Below are 16,180 nucleotides of genomic sequence, written 5' to 3'. Positions count from 1 at the left end.
TACTAAATATGTCAAAAGACATTCGAATTAAGAAAGGCTTGAACATTAATCTTATTGGGGAGGCTGAAAAGTCTCTTTCCAAGGCAGTAGAGAGTAATGTTTATGCGATCAATCTTCTAGATTTTCACGGAATTACTCCCAAAATGTTAGTTAAACAAGGTGCCGAGGTAAAGGCAGGAGAACCATTGTTCTTTAATAAGAACGTGGAGGATATGCTCTTTGTTTCGCCCGTAAGTGGAGAATTAATTGAGGTGGAAAGAGGTGCCAGGAGAAGAATACTAACGTTGAAAATTCTGGCGGATAAGAATCAGGAATCCATTGAGCATGCCCCAGTAGCACCAAGTGCTAATGCAGAGGACATTAAGGCGTTGCTGTTAAAATCAGGATGTTGGCCATTTATTAAACAACGTCCCTACGATATGGTGGCAAATCCTGAGAGGACTCCCAAGGCTATTTTTATTTCGGCCTACGTAACCAGTCCATTAGCTGCAGACTTGGAGTATTCCCTTAAAGGTAAGGAAAAGGAAATTCAGGCGGCATTGACTGCCTTGGGTAAATTAACCCCCGGCAAGGTGCATGTTTCAATTGGCAAAGGCACGCAATCCCTATTCTCTGGAATGGAAGGAGTGGAGCTGCATAATGTGTCTGGGCCCCATCCGGCAGGACTTGTTGGTACTCAGATCAATAAGATAGATCCCGTAAATAAAGGAGAGGTTGTTTGGACCATTGCCCCGCAGGATCTTGTGGTAATCGGAGAATTGTTGTTAACCGGAAAATACAATCCAGAGCGTGTAGTTGCCTTGGTGGGGTCGTCTGTAAAGGCGCCTAAATATTACACCACTAAGATTGGTGCGGAGGTTTCTACTTTTCTTTATGCAAGCGGAGTAAATACAGATAATTTTAGGGTTATCAATGGCGATGTGCTTACCGGCAGTAAGACACAGCCAGACGGCCACTTAGGCTTCTATAATAATACAGTATCCGTAATTCCTGAAGGGGACGATTATGAGTTGTTCGGATGGAATAAGCCGGTCTTTGATAAGATTTCCGCTACTAGGTCGCTAACCTTCTCTTGGTTACAGCCTAATAAGAAGTACGACTTGGATACCAATACCAATGGGGAGCATAGAAACTTTGTGTTTACAGGATTCTATGAGAAGGTGTTTCCCCTGGATATTTACCCAATGCAATTGTTAAAGGCTTGTATGGTGCAAGACTTGGATGAGATGGAACAACTGGGACTTTATGAAGTAGCTCCGGAAGATTTTTCACTTACAGAATTTATTTGCGTCTCTAAACAGCCCCATCAGCAGATTATTAGGGAAGGGTTGGATTTATTATATAAAGAAATAGGATAAAGATGAGCTTAAAAAATAATTTACATCAACTTAAGGAGAAGTATAAGGGTAAAAAAATGGCGCCCGCATTCAATGCCTTGCATACTTTCTTGTATTCGCCTAACGAAACAACCCATTCCGGATCCCATATTCGCGTGGTGGACGACTTAAAGCGAAACATGAATACGGTAATTATGTCCCTGATTCCAGTATTGTTGTTTGGAATCTTTAATGCTGGGTATCAGCATTATGCTGCAGTAGACGCAGCCAAGGGAATAGCTAGGGAAGCTTCCCTTTTCGGGAATTTTATTACTTGGGAAAACTTTATCATGGGTGCCTGGACGGTATTGCCATTGTTAATTGTTTCCTATGGGGTGGGTTTAACCATCGAGTTTATCTTTGCCGTTATTAAAGGGCACGAGGTGGAGGAAGGCTACTTGGTAACAGGGATGCTGGTTCCATTAATCGTTCCTATAGATACGCCGCTTTGGATGTTGGCTGTGGCCGTTGTATTTGGAGTGGTCATTGGAAAAGAGATTTTTGGGGGTACAGGGATGAACATCCTTAACCCTGCACTAACCATTAGAGCCTTTTTGTTCTTTGCTTATCCTACTTGGATGAGTGGTGATAAGGTATGGGTACACCAAGCAGTAGACTTGGCTGGTGGTCCGGATGCAATTTCTGGAGAAACCGTTCTAGGTTACTTGGCGCAAGGAAGAGGGGCAGAGATGTCTTATTCAGTAGCAGATATGTTCTTTGGGTTTATCCCCGGGTCTGTAGGTGAAACTTCTACTTTGTTGATACTACTAGGAGGATTGTTCTTATTGTTTACCAAGATTGCAAGCTGGAGGATTATGCTTAGTGCCGTTATAGGTTCCTTGGTTATGGGACTTATTTTCAATGGCGTGGTAGCTGCAGGTTGGATTCCCGAGTATAGTACATTTTACGGCCTTATGAGCTTTGCGTACTGGAAACACTTAATTGTAGGTGGATTGGCGTTTGGTATTGTGTACATGGCAACCGATCCGGTGACCGGGTCGCAAACCAATCGTGGAAAATGGATCTATGGATTTTTGATAGGGTTTATCTCTGTTTTGATTAGAGTATTCAATCCTGCCTATCCAGAAGGCGTTTTCTTGGCCATCTTGTTGATGAACGTGTTTGCTCCTACAATTGATCATTACGTGGTTAAAGGAAATATTAATAAAAGGTTGAAGCGTGCAAAAAACGCTATGGTGTTACCTACCGATGGTGAAGGAAAAGCAGAAGAATTAAAAGCAGAAACAGTATAGACATGGCATTTGATACAGAAAAGAATAGTTACACGGTAATTTTTGCCGCCATTATGGTGGTCATCGTAGGATCTCTTTTGGCTTTTATGGCTTCATCACTTAGTGATAGGATCAGTGAAAACGAAAGATTAGAGAAGCAGCAGAACATTCTTTATGCCATGGGCGTAAATGAGAATGGGGATGATGAAGGAAGTGTGAATTTCGTTTCCACTAGTACGGTTGCTGGCGAGTTTAATAAATATATCACTGAGCAGCTGATTATTGAAGGCGAAGAGGTTACTAAGGACGAAAATGCTTATTTGATAGATCTTAAGAAAGAAGAAACCCGTGCCAAGGCAGGGGAGGTAAGAAGGCTTCCTTTGTTTATCGGTGAAAAAGACGGACAGAAGTACTACATTATTCCTATGAGAGGTAAAGGACTCTGGGATGCTATTTGGGGCTTTATGTCCTTGGATGAGAATATGGTAGTGCAAGGAGTTTTCTTCGATCACGCAGGGGAAACCCCAGGTTTGGGAGCTAACATTAACCAGCGTTATTTCATGGACGATTTCATTGGAGAGTCTGTACTTAGCGGAAGTAGATACGTTGGAGTTGCTGTTACCAAAGGAAACAATGACCCTACCAATGAGCGTAAAGACGATAATGCAGTAGATGCATTGGCAGGATCTACGATTACTGGGGATGGTGTTACTGCCATGATCAGAGAAACTTTAAAATTATATAAACCTTATTTGGAAACCATAAGAGTTAAAAATTAAACTATGGCACTACTTTCAAAAAAAGATACTAGTCTAATATTAGATCCGCTATCGGATAACAACCCAATTACTATTCAGGTACTGGGGATATGTTCCGCTCTAGCAATTACGGCCGAATTAAAAGCGTCCATCGTGATGTCTATTTCGGTACTGTTTGTAATGGGAATGGGGAACGTTGTTATTTCCTTGATGCGAAACATCATCCCATCAAAAATTAGAATTATTGTGCAATTGGTCGTTGTGGCGACCCTTGTGATTATTGTGGATCAGGTTCTAAAGGCCTTTGCCTATGAGCTTAGTAAGACCCTCTCGGTTTTTGTGGGGTTAATTATTACCAACTGTATCATTATGGGACGTTTTGAGGCTTTTGCCTTGGCTAACGGAACTTGGAGATCCTTCTTGGACGGAATAGGGAATGCCGCCGGATACGGGGTTATCCTTATCATCATCGGATTCTTTAGAGAGTTGTTGGGCTCCGGGACCTTGCTTGGTTATAAAGTATTGGGAGATCCCATCGCTAAAACCGGACTATATGCAATAGGGTACGAGAACAATGGATTTATGTTGTTGTCGCCCATGGCATTGATTGTGGTTGGACTCATTATATGGGTACAACGTTCTAGAAACAAGGACTTAATTGAAGAAAACTAGTAGTTACCAAAATAATAGAATGTTATGTTAGAACATATAGAGTTATTTTTTAGATCCATATTTATAGATAATATGGTGTTTGCAACCTTCTTGGGAATGTGTTCCTATTTGGCGGTATCCAAAAGGGTAGCTACTGCAGTAGGTTTAGGAGCGGCCGTTATTTTTGTATTAGCCGTTACAGTACCCTTAAACTGGTTGTTAGATCAGTACCTTCTTAGGGATGGGGCTTTGGCCTGGTTAGGACCAGAATATGCAGATTATAACCTTGGCTTCCTTTCTTTTATCCTATTTATTGCCACTATTGCTACTATGGTGCAATTGGTAGAGATTGTGGTAGAGAAATTTTCACCAGCCCTTTATAATTCCCTGGGGATTTTCTTGCCCCTGATTGCGGTAAACTGTGCCATATTAGGTGGATCTTTGTTTATGCAGTCTAGGGATATCCAAACCTTGGGATTGGCTTTTAATTACGGGCTTAGTTCTGGAATTGGATGGTTCCTTGCCATCTTGGCCATTGCAGCCATTAGGGAGAAAATTAGATACTCTAATGTGCCTGCCCCATTAAGAGGTCTTGGTATTACTTTTATTATTACAGGGCTAATGGCTATTGGGTTTATGAGCTTTGGAGGTATGTTGACCGGAGGGGATGAAGCACCGCAAGAAGAAGTGAATACTACGGCACAAAAAGAAAAGGAGCTTAAAGTAACGGAAGAGGTTAAAGAAAACACCGTTTCCTTCAACAACCTTATAAATAACAACAACTAGAGATGATATTAGCTACAAGCACACTTGGAACTATTCTGATAACAGTAATTGCGTTTTTAATACTATTGTTATTGTTGGTGGCACTTTTGCTGTTCACCAAAGAGAAATTATCCCCATCAGGACCCGTTACCATCACCATTAATGGGGAGAGAAAGATAGAAGTAGGATCTGGGGATACCTTATTGACTACTTTAGGAAACCAGAAAATTTTCCTTCCTTCGGCCTGTGGTGGAGGAGGAACCTGTATTCAGTGCGAATGTCACGTTCTATCTGGAGGTGGAGAAGCTTTACCAACAGAAACGCCACATTTCTCTAGAAAGGAATTAAGCGAAGGAGCACGTCTGTCTTGCCAGGTAAGAGTAAAACAGGATATGGAGATTACCATCCCTGAAGAGGTTTTTGGTATTAAGAAATGGGAGGCAACTGTAGTAAGAAACTATAACGTAGCTTCCTTTATTAAGGAATTCGTAGTTGAAATTCCCGAAGATATGGGATATAAGGCTGGTGGTTATATCCAGATCGAGATTCCTGAGTGTGAGGTTAAGTTTTCCGAAATGGATATTACTGCACACCCAGAGGAGCACGCTAGCCCCGATATGTTCCAGGCAGAATGGGATAAATTTAATCTGTGGCCGTTGGTGATGAAGAACACGGAAACAGTAGAAAGAGCGTACTCCATGGCTTCCTACCCTGCAGAAGGTAGAGAGATTATGTTGAACGTTCGTATTGCCACTCCGCCATGGGATAGAGCAAAGAACGATTGGATGGATGTTAATCCAGGGATTGCATCGTCCTATATCTTTAATTTGAAAAAAGGCGATAAGTGTATCATTTCTGGTCCTTATGGTGAATTCTTTATCAACGAATCTGAGTCCGAAATGCTCTACGTTGGTGGAGGTGCAGGGATGGCGCCAATGAGATCGCATCTATATCACCTATTCCACACCTTAAAGACCAATAGAAAGGTTACTTATTGGTATGGTGGTAGGTCTAAACGTGAATTGTTCTATATAGATCATTTCAAGAAATTAGAGGAAGAATTCCCGAACTTCAAATTCTATATGGCACTTTCTGAGCCGTTAGAAGAAGACGATTGGAAAGTAAAAGAGAATATCGATGCTCCTGGTGACGGATTTGTAGGGTTTATTCACAACTGTGTGATAGAGCACTACCTTGATCATCACGAAAGCCCAGAGGATATTGAATTGTACTTCTGTGGACCTCCATTGATGAACAAAGCAGTACAGAAAATGGGAGAGGATTTTGGAATCCCAGATGAGCATATTAGATTTGATGATTTTGGAGGATAATCCAAAATTGATTTTCATCTAAGTTATTTTATGGACCTGTCCTGTTTTATAAACAAGACAGGTCTATTTTTTTACTACTATAAATTAACTTTATTAGTATCAATGAGGAGAGCATTAACCAGTCAGGAATTGCATAATCTGGCCATGAATATTGTGGGAAAGGAGTTGGAGGCCCAAGGGTATGAGTTTATGGGAATCAATAGTAAGCCTAAAAAGAACCCCCAATTTGTATGTTTAAAGGATAAGAGATTACACTTTATTGTAGTGCGTAGTATATCGTATCCCCTAGACCCTACTAAATACGATGAGGAGTTTATGCAAAAGATGAAAGACCACGCAGAGAAGCATGAGGCAGAGGCCTATTATGCTGGGGTAGGGCTCTACAACGCCCTGGATAAAAGTTTGCCTGTTTATTTAAATGAAGATTATATATTGGATTATGAAGGACTTGTTAAGATATAAGATTATAGGCTTGCTAGCGCTAGTGCTTACTTCACTGGTGATAAGCTGTGGGCAACGGAATGGTAAATGGGTAAAGAATGTAGCCGTGGGGGAGGCCCTAGGGACTTCTTATAGCCTTATTTATATATCCGAAAAGGAGTTGGATTATCAGTCGCAATTCGATTCCATCTTTCAGGTGATCAATCGGTCTATGTCTACGTATATCCCTACTTCCGATATTTCCAAAATAAACCGAGGTGATACTACTGTTGTGGTAGATCATATGTTTCGGGAGGTGTTTGAGCTCTCTAAGAAGATATATAACGCCACTGGGGGCTATTTTGACCCTACAGTAGGGGTTTTGGTTAATGCCTGGGGTTTTGGTCCAGGGAAGGAATTGGAGATGAATACCGAGCGTGTAGACAGTCTTTTACATTATGTGGGATTTAACAAGGTCAATATTTCCCCCAACAATACCATCTCCAAGACAGACCCTCATATCTATTTCGATTTTAATGCCATAGCAAAAGGATATGCGGTAGATAGATTGGCGGTATTCTTAGATGAAAAAGGCATTGAGAACTACCTACTGGAAGTTGGAGGAGAACTGGTGGCAAAGGGCGAAAATACACTCAGGAAAAAGCAATGGGTGGTAGCCATAGACGATCCACAAATGGATTGGGAGCGAACCTCCAAGCAAACGGTCAATATGAAGGATAATGCCATGGCATCCTCCGGCAATTACAGAAAGTTTAAAATAGATCCGGAAACGGGTGCCAAATATGTGCACACCATTGATCCCCTCACCGGATTTACCAAAAACTCCAATATACTAGCGGCCACAGTCGTAGCCAAGGATTGTGCCACAGCAGATGCGTATGCCACTTCTTTAATGGCGATGGACTTAACACGCTCCAAGGAGGTTTTAGAGGCAGATCAATTGCTAGAAGGTTACATCATCTATCTGGACGATGCCGGAGCGGTACAAGAGTATATGACGGAAGGCTTTAAAAAGATGCTTATAAAGTAATTATTTGGTGACCACAGGTATTATTTCACCAGGACTTAATCGGTAGCGATCTACTTCTTCCGGACTGAGTTTGGAATTGGTGTAATCTACCTCGGTTACCTTAAATCCAATTGCTCTTAATTTGTCAAAGTAGTCCCTTCCATAGATGCGAACATGATCGTACTGGCCAAATATTTTGGCCCGTTCCCTTTTGTCCGTTATGCTGTTGTCCTCAAAAGTCTGGGCCCTATTTAAATCCTGAGGGATCTGGAAAACTCCCCAGCCTCCGGGCTTTAATATTCTGTAGAGCTCAGACATTGCCTTCTCGTCGTCCTGGATATGTTCTAGTACATGGTTGCACAATACCACATCGTAGGTGTTGTCTTGAAAAGGAAGGTCGCATATATCCGCTGTGATATCTGCTAAGGGAGAATTTAAATCCGTGGTGGTGTAATCTAAGTTTTCTAGTTTTCTAAAGCGCTTGTAAAAGGCCTGCTCTGGAGCAAAGTGTAAAACCTTAAGGGGGCTATCAAAAAAATCGGTTTCGTTTTTTAAGTACAACCATAATAGCCTATGGCGCTCAAGGGATAGGGTAGAGGGCGATAGCACATTGTCTCGCGAATGCTCATAGCCATAGGGAAGGAATTTCCTGAAAGATTTCCCATCTATGGGGTCGGTGTACTTACTGCCACGCATAGACAATTCCAATATCGGCCTGGCCATGAGGCTCAATTTAATTAGCACCGGTCTGGGGACCGTATTAAGGACTAGCTTAAAAACTTTTTTTAATGCCATCTTCAAATGTTAGAGCTCCTAGGAATAGGGCGCGTGAATTTTATTAGGGGGTGGACAGACATTTTGCCAATTGGATGCTGAAAAGAATCGTTATTGCATGCAAAAAGCTCCTGTTTGGTATAAACAGGAGCCTTAAAATAGTTTGTTATAGTACCAGTGCTTTTTGGCGGAATTCGTCTTCCTCGTTACTTTTAATGCCCAAGGCTTCGTAGATATAGGCAAAGGTGGAGAGAATCTCCGGTTTACCATCTACAATAGCGACATTATGCTCAAAATGGGCGCTTGGTTTTCCGTCCTTGGTAAGTATGGTCCAACCATCGCTCAATTGCTTTATATTACGAGTTCCCATATTGGTCATAGGTTCTATGGCAACAACCATTCCCTCCTGAAATTTCTTTCCGCGACCACGTTTTCCATAGTTGGGCATTTCGGGATCTTCATGCATCTTTCTGCCAATGCCATGACCTACTAGTTCTCGGACTACTCCATAACCGTGATCTTCTGTGAACTTTTGAATAGCATAGCCCACATCGCCTACGCGATTACCAAGTTTAAATTCCCGAATTCCTACATACAGGGATTCCTTGGTTACTTCCAACAACTTTTTTACTTCAGGGGAAACTTCACCTACTTCAAAAGTGTAGGCATGATCTCCGTAAAAATCATTCTTCAAGGCCCCACAGTCTATGGAAATTATATCACCCTCCTCTAATGGGGTGTCGTTGGGAATTCCGTGTACCACTTGGGCATTTGGACTCATACAAAGGGAGTTGGGGAAATCATACATTCCAAGAAAACCGGGTTCTGCCCCGTGATCTCGAATAAAGGTTTCCGCCAGTTTATCCAATTGTAGGGTGGTTACGCCAGGTTTTACCTCACTGGCCAGCATTCCCAAGGTTTTACTAACAATCAAGGCGCTCTCGCGCATCAATTCTATCTCTTCTGGTGTTTTTATTATAATCATAGGCTGCAAAGGTAAAACATTACTTTTAAAATGGGCAATAACGGTTTTGGGACCTACCTGGTCCCAAAACCTGTTATTTAAACCAAGCTTTTCCCAGTCATTGCTTTTGGTTGATCTACTCCCATTAAGCTAAGGATGGTGGGGGCTATATCGCCCAACACCCCATCCTGAATGTTCTTTAAATCCTTGTCCACCAAAATTAGAGGTACAGGATTGGTAGTATGTGCCGTATTGGGGCTACCATCGGGGTTAATCATGGTTTCACAATTGCCATGGTCTGCAATCACTATGGTGGTATAACCGTTATTGAGTCCGGCAGTAATCACCGAATTAGCACAGCTGTCCACAGTTTCACAGGCTTTTATAGCAGCTTGCATATCTCCGGTATGGCCTACCATATCGGGGTTTGCAAAATTTAAACACACAAAGTCCACTTCCCCTTTATCCAATTCGGGAATGATTGCATCGCGTATCTCATAGGCACTCATCTCTGGTTTTAAATCGTAAGTAGCTACTTTAGGTGAGGGGCAAAGAATCCGTTCCTCTCCCTCAAACGGGGTTTCCCTTCCTCCGTTAAAGAAAAAGGTAACGTGGGGGTATTTTTCGGTCTCTGCAATTCGGATTTGTTTCTTGTTGGCCTTGGCCAAGGTCTCGCCCAAGGTTTCCTCAATATTGTCTTTATCGTAAATTACTTTTACCCCGCGATACGATTCGTCATAGTTGGTCATGGTAACATAGTAAAGGTCTAGCTTGTGCATGTTATGCTCGTGCATGTCTACCTGACTCAAAACCTGTGTTAGTTCCCTTCCCCGGTCTGTCCTGAAATTGAAGAAGATAACTACATCATCGTTCTTTATGGTTGCCAAGGGTGCTCCTTGGTCATTGGTAATGGATAAGGGCTTTAAGAATTCATCGGTAATTCCCTCTTCGTAACTGTTTAGAACAGCCGCTTCAATATCCTGTGTCTTGGTACCTGTGCCATTTACCAAAAGATCATAGGCCATTTTTACGCGCTCCCATCTTTTATCACGGTCCATGGCGTAATAGCGTCCGATTACGCTCGCCAATTGTACATTCTTATCGGCACAGTAGTCATTGATCGCCTTTAGGTAACCAACGCCACTCTTTGGGTCTACATCCCTACCATCGGTAAAGGCATGTATAAAGCTGTTTTTAATGCCATAGCTTTCACAGGCATCTATTAGACCTCTTAGGTGGGAAGTATGACTGTGTACGCCCCCATCACTCAACAGCCCAAGGAAATGAACCGTTTTATTGTTGGTTTTGGCGTGCAATAAGGCCTCTTTTAATACTGGTACCTCCTTTAAGGTGTCCTCTTCTATGGCTAAGTTTATTTTAGCGAGGTCTTGGTAAACAATTCTTCCGGCCCCTAAATTCATGTGCCCTACCTCACTATTACCCATCTGCCCTTCCGGCAAGCCTACATGCATACCATCGGTCAGTAAATTTGCGTGGGCATATTTGGTGTAAAGGGAGTCTATAAAAGGGGTGTTGGCATTTTCTATTGCAGATACTTTGGGGTCAGGAGATTTTCCCCAACCGTCCAAAATCATTAGGATTACTTTCTTGTTCATATGATTATTGTTATACAGGTCAAAAATAAAACTATTGCCTAAGGATTGCTAGAATTTGCGATAGGAATTTTAAAATATTCCCCCAATCTTTTAAGAAAATGCAATCGTAATCCCGATGTATTCAATAAGTTAAAATTATGTTATTTGTTAACGATTGATGAAACAAAATAAGAAAGGTGTGGTCTATTAAGTACAATCAAAAACTATTTTAATTAAATCTTATTCATCATGAGAAAAACAATCGTAATCGCTGCCTGGGCAATATTATGCGCAGTACCCGGCTTTAGTGCCGAAAAACCTATGGAATTACAAGGGGTGTCCAGCTCCTTGCCGATGGAAACCACCAGGGAACTGAACTCTTTTTGTAAGGCTATTATAAAAGGGGATATACAAACTGTGAAACGACTAATAGCTTTGGGGGAGGATGTGAATAAAAAATCACTGGGTAAAACCCCGGTAATTTTTGCTGCCCGTTACAACAAGGCTGAAATAGTAAAACTCTTATTGGACAATGGTGCTGATCCAAGCATTAGGTGCGAAAGTGGCTATAATGCGAAAAAGCATGCCGAACTCTCCAATGCCAAGGAAGCGCTGGCGGTTATTAATGCCCATTCTATGAAATAGAACGTAGGCTGTTGCCTAAAACCAAAAGGACCTATCGTAAGGAAACGATAGGTCCTTTTGGTTTCTAGAATTTGCTAAATGTACAAATAGAGGGCTCCTTGAATGCTAAAAATCAAAGCCTGTAAATAATCTGTACATAAAGGCATACAATGCCAGGGATAACATAATGAAGCAAAAAACGGAATACAGTTTTAAAAGGAATACGGCAATTAACGGCCTGCATTGTTCAAATGCCCCTACGTAAAGGTTCTTAAGGTGTAATAGTGTTCCCATATAGTTGTCTTTAGATTGGTGATAATCAAAGCTATAAGGGTTAAATTGGTAAAGGGTAAAGTATTTGGGAATCTATGCAAGTTACAAAAAAATATTGAGAAACTATTGCATGGAATACAACGGATGCATCACCCTTATAGTTTGTTTTGGTGTTTTTTAATCGCTGCTTTAATTTTTTCGATCCTATTGTCCGGGTCAGGGTGGGTACTTTTAAATTCGGGAACCCTATTGGGGCCAGCGGCTTCCTTTAAGATCTCCATGACGCGAATCATTTCTTGTGGGTTGTATCCGGAGCGAAGCATTAATAGGACTCCTAGATCATCGCTTTCTAGCTCGTCTTCCCTACCATTGGTTAGCAAGGTGTTCTGTCCTATACGACCTACAATATCCCCGGCATCGGCTCCTACGGAAGCCCCTACGGAGACGGTTTTCCAAAAGTTGCCCTCGGCAATCCTTTCGGCGGAATGTCTGCCTATTACATGGCCTATTTCGTGCCCCAAAACGCCAGCCAGTTGGGCTTCGTTCAATTTGGAAAAAAGGGCATAGGTAATAAATACCTGTCCTCCGGGAAGCGCAAAGGCATTGATGGTCTGGTTATCTGCCAGTAAGTGAAATTCGTAGCGGTAGGGAGTTTCACTTGCAATACTGTTATTCACCAATTTGTGCCCCACTTGATCCACATAGTTTTGCAACTGATCATCGGGATAGAGTCCGCCATACTGCTGGGCTATTTCCGGGGCACTTTGTAGGCCAATGGCAATTTCCTGTTCCGTACTCATGCTAATGTTTTGCACCCTGCCGGTATACGGATTTTCCTCCTTATTGGTACAGCGCTGTATATAGGCGAAGGCCACAATGGCCACGCCAATTAAAATCCTGAATCTCCAATTCCTTCCCATAATTGTCAAGCATTGATATCGCCACAACAATCCTGATCTTCCCCCTGCTTTTGCAGATAGGGCGTTAAAATAATCTAAGTGCTACTAGTTCTGAGTATTCCCTTGCCCACGGTGCTTGCCGTAGATCTCCAAAGGAAGCTTGCATTAGTAGATGGGGAACCCCTACAATTGTATTTAAATCCTTTGAAAAAAACGACCCAGCAGCTCCTTAAGATTGCCCTTAATGCCTGAATACATATAGCAAGCCGCTATAGAATATTCACCTCTAAATAGTTCTGGTGCTTAGGTAACAATTTACGAAAAATATGGTTACAGTAGGGCGGAATTTATATCTAAAATATGGTCTTGTATATAGCTTTTTAGAAATCCAGAGGTAAAGTGTTCCTTTCCAATTATGTCTTCCTGCATAATCAATTTGGCGATATTCTTTTTGCGAAATGCTTTTAGCATGGGTTTGGAAATAGGGGCGTAGCTGTAGTGCCAAGGCTCGTATTTAAAACCCTTGCGTTTTGGATCGTTGGTGTAGACTAGGTAGAAATCGAACTTATTGGCATTTTCGTCCATCCATTGTTTAAATAGCGCAAAGGGACCTCCCTCTTCAAATTTTTGGGGACTTAGTACGCTACCAGTGGTTTTACGGTAGCCGTCAATAATATCCACATCGGTCCCCCAATGGTGTCTGCTAGTACCCGGAATGGTAGAGTATTCTATTATCTTTTCTATGGCTGCAAGGTTTGTCATACCCTTTTCATTGGTGTTCTGAAGGTATTTTCGTTCCCAAATGGCATCTTGCCGGTAGAAGCTTCTAAAACTGGAAACTACTTTTAAATCTATTCCGTCCCCATAGGCTGCCTTCCTCATTTCCACAAAGGCATCGTGGGCGTCTTTTCTAAGATTAATATCCTTCCCAAACAAGGGTATGTCTTTTTTTCCCATTAATTCTTCCAGGGAATATTCGGGATCCTGGGAAAGGGTAAGACCAGGCATCACTGAAAGGGCCAAGCCAGTATACCCGGTTTTTTTAATGAAGGTTCTTCGTTGCATAGGGCAATACGGTTTTAATAGTTGTATTTATCTACGCTATCTAACACCATAACACTGCCAGATAGTCCGTTAAGTTTCTAAATATAACAATACCTAAGAATAAACGCAGGATTGAAGGTAAAGTTGTTGGTTTTAATGGGAAATTCTTAAGTGAGTTGATTCACTATATTGAGATAAGTTCCCGATTGCGGATGGCTTTTGAAACGCGGGCTCCACCCAACAATGTGGGATCTGACAGGTTTATTTTAGGGGGATATTGTTTAGGAAGTACACTCACTACTCAATACTCTGTACTCAATACTCTATAACCTACCTTGCCCTTTCCAAATACAAATACCCCTGATGGCTTTTATTGAGGTCCTTCATATCCACAATGTAGAAATAGACACCATTTGGAAGGCCTTGATCCCGATTAATGACTAGGTTGTTAATATTGGAGTAGCCCGTAAAACCGTTGGTATAGTTCTTTTCTTCGTAGACTTTTAGTCCATTCCTATCAAAGATCCTTAGCATGTAGTCTTTGGATGATTCTAGACCTTCCAGTTTAAGAAAATCATTTACCCCATCCCCATTCGGAGTTACTAGGTAATTGTCTAGTGTAGGAGCTTCGTCTGTTGTGGAAACGCTGCCAAAGGTAATAACGGCATAGTCTGAGGGGGTAAATCTTTTGGATACCAATATTCCTAAATCCAGGCTACCCACTACTGAGGTGGTCCCAAGGTTCACCCAAGCTTCCTGGGAAATGCTCCATCCAACTGGTACAATATGGGCAACATTCTGTGTTAAGGAGGCAATATCACTATTCGGATTCCAGCTTATTTGAATGGTTGAGGGCAAATTGGCTTCCAGATGCCAAAATTCTTTGGTGCTGATGTTTATTATGGAATCTAGTTTTTGGCTGGTATCAAATCCTGGAAACGGATTGGAGGGTTCCGCTACATTAGCCCGATAATAGGCACATTTTACAATGGCATTGATGCCGCTACTGTTTAGGTCTAGTGCTCGGAGCTGGGAGGCATCTCCAACGGGAAAATCAAAATTTCGAACCTGGTTGGCGGTAACATAACCGTCTACTTTGGAAAAATCCGTACTTCCCACGTAATTGGCCTGCTCTAAAAAATTAAGGGAAATGTCTTGCTGTGGTCTTGGAGTGATAATATTCCCGATTATAAAATTGGTGTTGTGAAGCACGTGTATCCCGGTACTGAGTTCTAGCCCCTGCTCATTGGCAATTTCCATATCGTAAAAAGTGGGTGCAAATGCGCCGGATACCCTAAGAAGGTCATTGCCGTAAAATCCTGCCAGGCCCAGATTTTGGTCAAATGCGGTGTTATTGATCAGGTTGGTGTGAAAGCCAATCTGGCCCTGCTGGTGGATTCGGATATTGCCGGTATTGTACATAGCCGTTTGGGCCTGTAGACCTAGGCTTAATAAAATGGCGAGGATGGTGGCTGTTTTTTTCATCCTTAGAACTACTAATTTTCTTTTGGTTCCCGATGGCTGTTACTTAAAAGCGCCCGTATTTCCAGTAAGTCCTGTTTTATGGACGCCAACTCTTTGGTGAGGGAGGCGTTTTCATTTTTCAGTTGCTCAATTTTCTTTTCCTGTTCGATAGTATGCAGGTATAACTCCTCAATTTTTTCCAAGTTTTTTAATGCACCGTCAGTTAGATTCCAAAAGCCATCTGCTTTCACCTCGGCTGCCGACTTAATCCCTGGGAGGTGATGGTGCTTTTTTACAAAAGCTTCAATTTCCAACAGACTTTTAAATTGGTAAGTGTTGTCTATGGAGGAGGTCCCCTCAAAATATTTTTGGAAAACGTAGTCGGGGTGAACAGTTGTGCCTCCAACTATAACTGATGCCGATACTGATAAATTTCCTGTAACTGTAGTGTTGCCTGCTGCTAATGTCCCTGAAGTTGAGATATTTTGACTGCCAAAGTTTGGATTTATTTTATTGCCCTCAATACCTGCTGCTCCAAAAATATCTTCATTTGTGATAGTTCCATTTACAATCATTGCGGCGGTTACTGCGTCGGATTGTATTTCCAAGGTCACGTTTCCTAATAAAGCGTTATTGTCACCACCTACGATTAATGTTCCAGAAGTTATATTTCCGTTACCGGCTATGGAAGATGGGTCTATGCCCAATGCTCCACTAGGTTCTTGGAGTAGCCCTGTTCCTGCAACGTTGGAGTTGATCATTGCGGCGGTTACTGCGTCGGATTGTATTTCCAAGGTTACGTTGCCCAATAGAGCGTTATTGTCACCACCTACGATTAATGTTCCAGAAGTTATATTTCCGTTACCGGTTATGGAAGATGGGTCTATGGCCAATGCTCCACTAGGTTGTTGGAGTAGCCCTGTTCCTACTACGTTAGAATTGATCATTGCGGCGGTTATTGCATCATCGGCTATTGCCAA

General features: G+C 42.0%; 16 protein-coding genes and 1 pseudogene. 9 read left to right on the top strand and 8 right to left on the bottom strand.

What is annotated here, in order from left to right:
- Positions 1-8: 8 nt before the first annotated feature.
- The 8 genes from F1E73_RS05545 to F1E73_RS05510 all read left to right on the top strand — a co-directional run bounded on the left by F1E73_RS05545 (position 9) and on the right by F1E73_RS05510 (position 7,584).
- On the top strand, positions 9-1,358 hold the full coding sequence (locus tag F1E73_RS05545; RefSeq protein ID WP_086476150.1) for a Na(+)-translocating NADH-quinone reductase subunit A: 1,350 nt from the start codon (positions 9-11) through the stop codon (positions 1,356-1,358).
- A 2-nt stretch (positions 1,359-1,360) separates the two neighbouring features.
- Positions 1,361-2,629 carry an NADH:ubiquinone reductase (Na(+)-transporting) subunit B gene (locus tag F1E73_RS05540; protein WP_150451348.1) on the top strand — a complete coding sequence of 423 codons (1,269 nt, stop codon included), beginning with the start codon at positions 1,361-1,363 and terminating at the stop codon, positions 2,627-2,629.
- A 2-nt stretch (positions 2,630-2,631) separates the two neighbouring features.
- A complete protein-coding gene (locus F1E73_RS05535; protein WP_086476152.1) occupies positions 2,632-3,387 on the top strand; it encodes a Na(+)-translocating NADH-quinone reductase subunit C in 756 nt (251 codons plus the stop codon).
- A gap of 3 nt (positions 3,388-3,390) precedes the next feature.
- Positions 3,391-4,038 (top strand): NADH:ubiquinone reductase (Na(+)-transporting) subunit D, encoded by a 648-nt coding sequence (locus F1E73_RS05530; RefSeq protein ID WP_086476153.1) that lies wholly within the window; start codon positions 3,391-3,393, stop codon positions 4,036-4,038.
- A 24-nt stretch (positions 4,039-4,062) separates the two neighbouring features.
- Complete coding sequence (nqrE, locus tag F1E73_RS05525) at positions 4,063-4,803, top strand: NADH:ubiquinone reductase (Na(+)-transporting) subunit E (RefSeq protein WP_086476154.1); 741 nt, start codon at positions 4,063-4,065, stop codon at positions 4,801-4,803.
- Positions 4,804-4,805: 2 nt separating this feature from the next.
- The gene (gene nqrF, locus F1E73_RS05520; protein WP_086476155.1) at positions 4,806-6,113 is read left to right on the top strand and encodes an NADH:ubiquinone reductase (Na(+)-transporting) subunit F; all 1,308 of its coding nucleotides are present in this window, start codon (positions 4,806-4,808) and stop codon (positions 6,111-6,113) included.
- Between the two features lie 102 nt (positions 6,114-6,215).
- The gene (locus tag F1E73_RS05515; RefSeq protein ID WP_086476156.1) at positions 6,216-6,575 is read left to right on the top strand and encodes a Na(+)-translocating NADH-quinone reductase subunit F; all 360 of its coding nucleotides are present in this window, start codon (positions 6,216-6,218) and stop codon (positions 6,573-6,575) included.
- Positions 6,553-7,584 (top strand): FAD:protein FMN transferase, encoded by a 1,032-nt coding sequence (locus F1E73_RS05510; protein ID WP_150451347.1) that lies wholly within the window; start codon positions 6,553-6,555, stop codon positions 7,582-7,584. The genes F1E73_RS05515 and F1E73_RS05510 overlap by 23 nt, the downstream gene beginning before the upstream one ends.
- Here F1E73_RS05510 and F1E73_RS05505 read toward each other — a convergent pair whose 3' ends face one another.
- The 3 genes from F1E73_RS05505 to gpmI all read right to left on the bottom strand — a co-directional run bounded on the left by F1E73_RS05505 (position 7,585) and on the right by gpmI (position 10,917).
- Positions 7,585-8,358, bottom strand: coding sequence for a class I SAM-dependent methyltransferase (locus tag F1E73_RS05505; protein ID WP_086476158.1), 774 nt, complete (start codon positions 8,356-8,358; stop codon positions 7,585-7,587).
- Between the two features lie 145 nt (positions 8,359-8,503).
- Positions 8,504-9,322: a type I methionyl aminopeptidase gene (gene map / locus F1E73_RS05500; protein WP_086476159.1), complete on the bottom strand. Its 819-nt coding sequence runs from the start codon at positions 9,320-9,322 to the stop codon at positions 8,504-8,506.
- A 77-nt stretch (positions 9,323-9,399) separates the two neighbouring features.
- Entirely contained in the window at positions 9,400-10,917 is a 1,518-nt protein-coding gene (gene gpmI / locus F1E73_RS05495; RefSeq protein ID WP_086476160.1) for a 2,3-bisphosphoglycerate-independent phosphoglycerate mutase, read from the bottom strand.
- Between the two features lie 228 nt (positions 10,918-11,145).
- Between gpmI and F1E73_RS05490 the strand changes: the two genes are divergently transcribed.
- Complete coding sequence (locus F1E73_RS05490; RefSeq protein ID WP_150451346.1) at positions 11,146-11,541, top strand: ankyrin repeat domain-containing protein; 396 nt, start codon at positions 11,146-11,148, stop codon at positions 11,539-11,541.
- A gap of 105 nt (positions 11,542-11,646) precedes the next feature.
- On the opposite strand, the gene F1E73_RS18035 is transcribed toward F1E73_RS05490, so the two are convergent.
- From F1E73_RS18035 to F1E73_RS17575, 5 genes and pseudogenes are all read right to left on the bottom strand, one after another.
- The gene (locus F1E73_RS18035) at positions 11,647-11,814 is read right to left on the bottom strand and encodes a DUF6747 family protein (RefSeq protein WP_317045160.1); all 168 of its coding nucleotides are present in this window, start codon (positions 11,812-11,814) and stop codon (positions 11,647-11,649) included.
- A gap of 134 nt (positions 11,815-11,948) precedes the next feature.
- Positions 11,949-12,713, bottom strand: coding sequence for a M48 family metalloprotease (locus F1E73_RS05485; RefSeq protein WP_086476162.1), 765 nt, complete (start codon positions 12,711-12,713; stop codon positions 11,949-11,951).
- A 309-nt stretch (positions 12,714-13,022) separates the two neighbouring features.
- Positions 13,023-13,757, bottom strand: a complete 735-nt coding sequence (locus F1E73_RS05480; protein WP_086476163.1) for a M15 family metallopeptidase — start codon at positions 13,755-13,757, stop codon at positions 13,023-13,025.
- 309 nt (positions 13,758-14,066) lie between these two features.
- Positions 14,067-15,221 (bottom strand): gliding motility-associated C-terminal domain-containing protein, encoded by a 1,155-nt coding sequence (locus F1E73_RS05475; protein WP_150451345.1) that lies wholly within the window; start codon positions 15,219-15,221, stop codon positions 14,067-14,069.
- A gap of 11 nt (positions 15,222-15,232) precedes the next feature.
- Positions 15,233-16,180: pseudogene (locus tag F1E73_RS17575) on the bottom strand (hypothetical protein); the annotation flags it as partial.

It is taken from the genome of Arenibacter lacus (assembly GCF_008711145.1).
Lineage (GTDB): Bacteria > Bacteroidota > Bacteroidia > Flavobacteriales > Flavobacteriaceae > Arenibacter > Arenibacter amylolyticus.
This window is presented reverse-complemented; position numbering and strand designations above follow the sequence as displayed.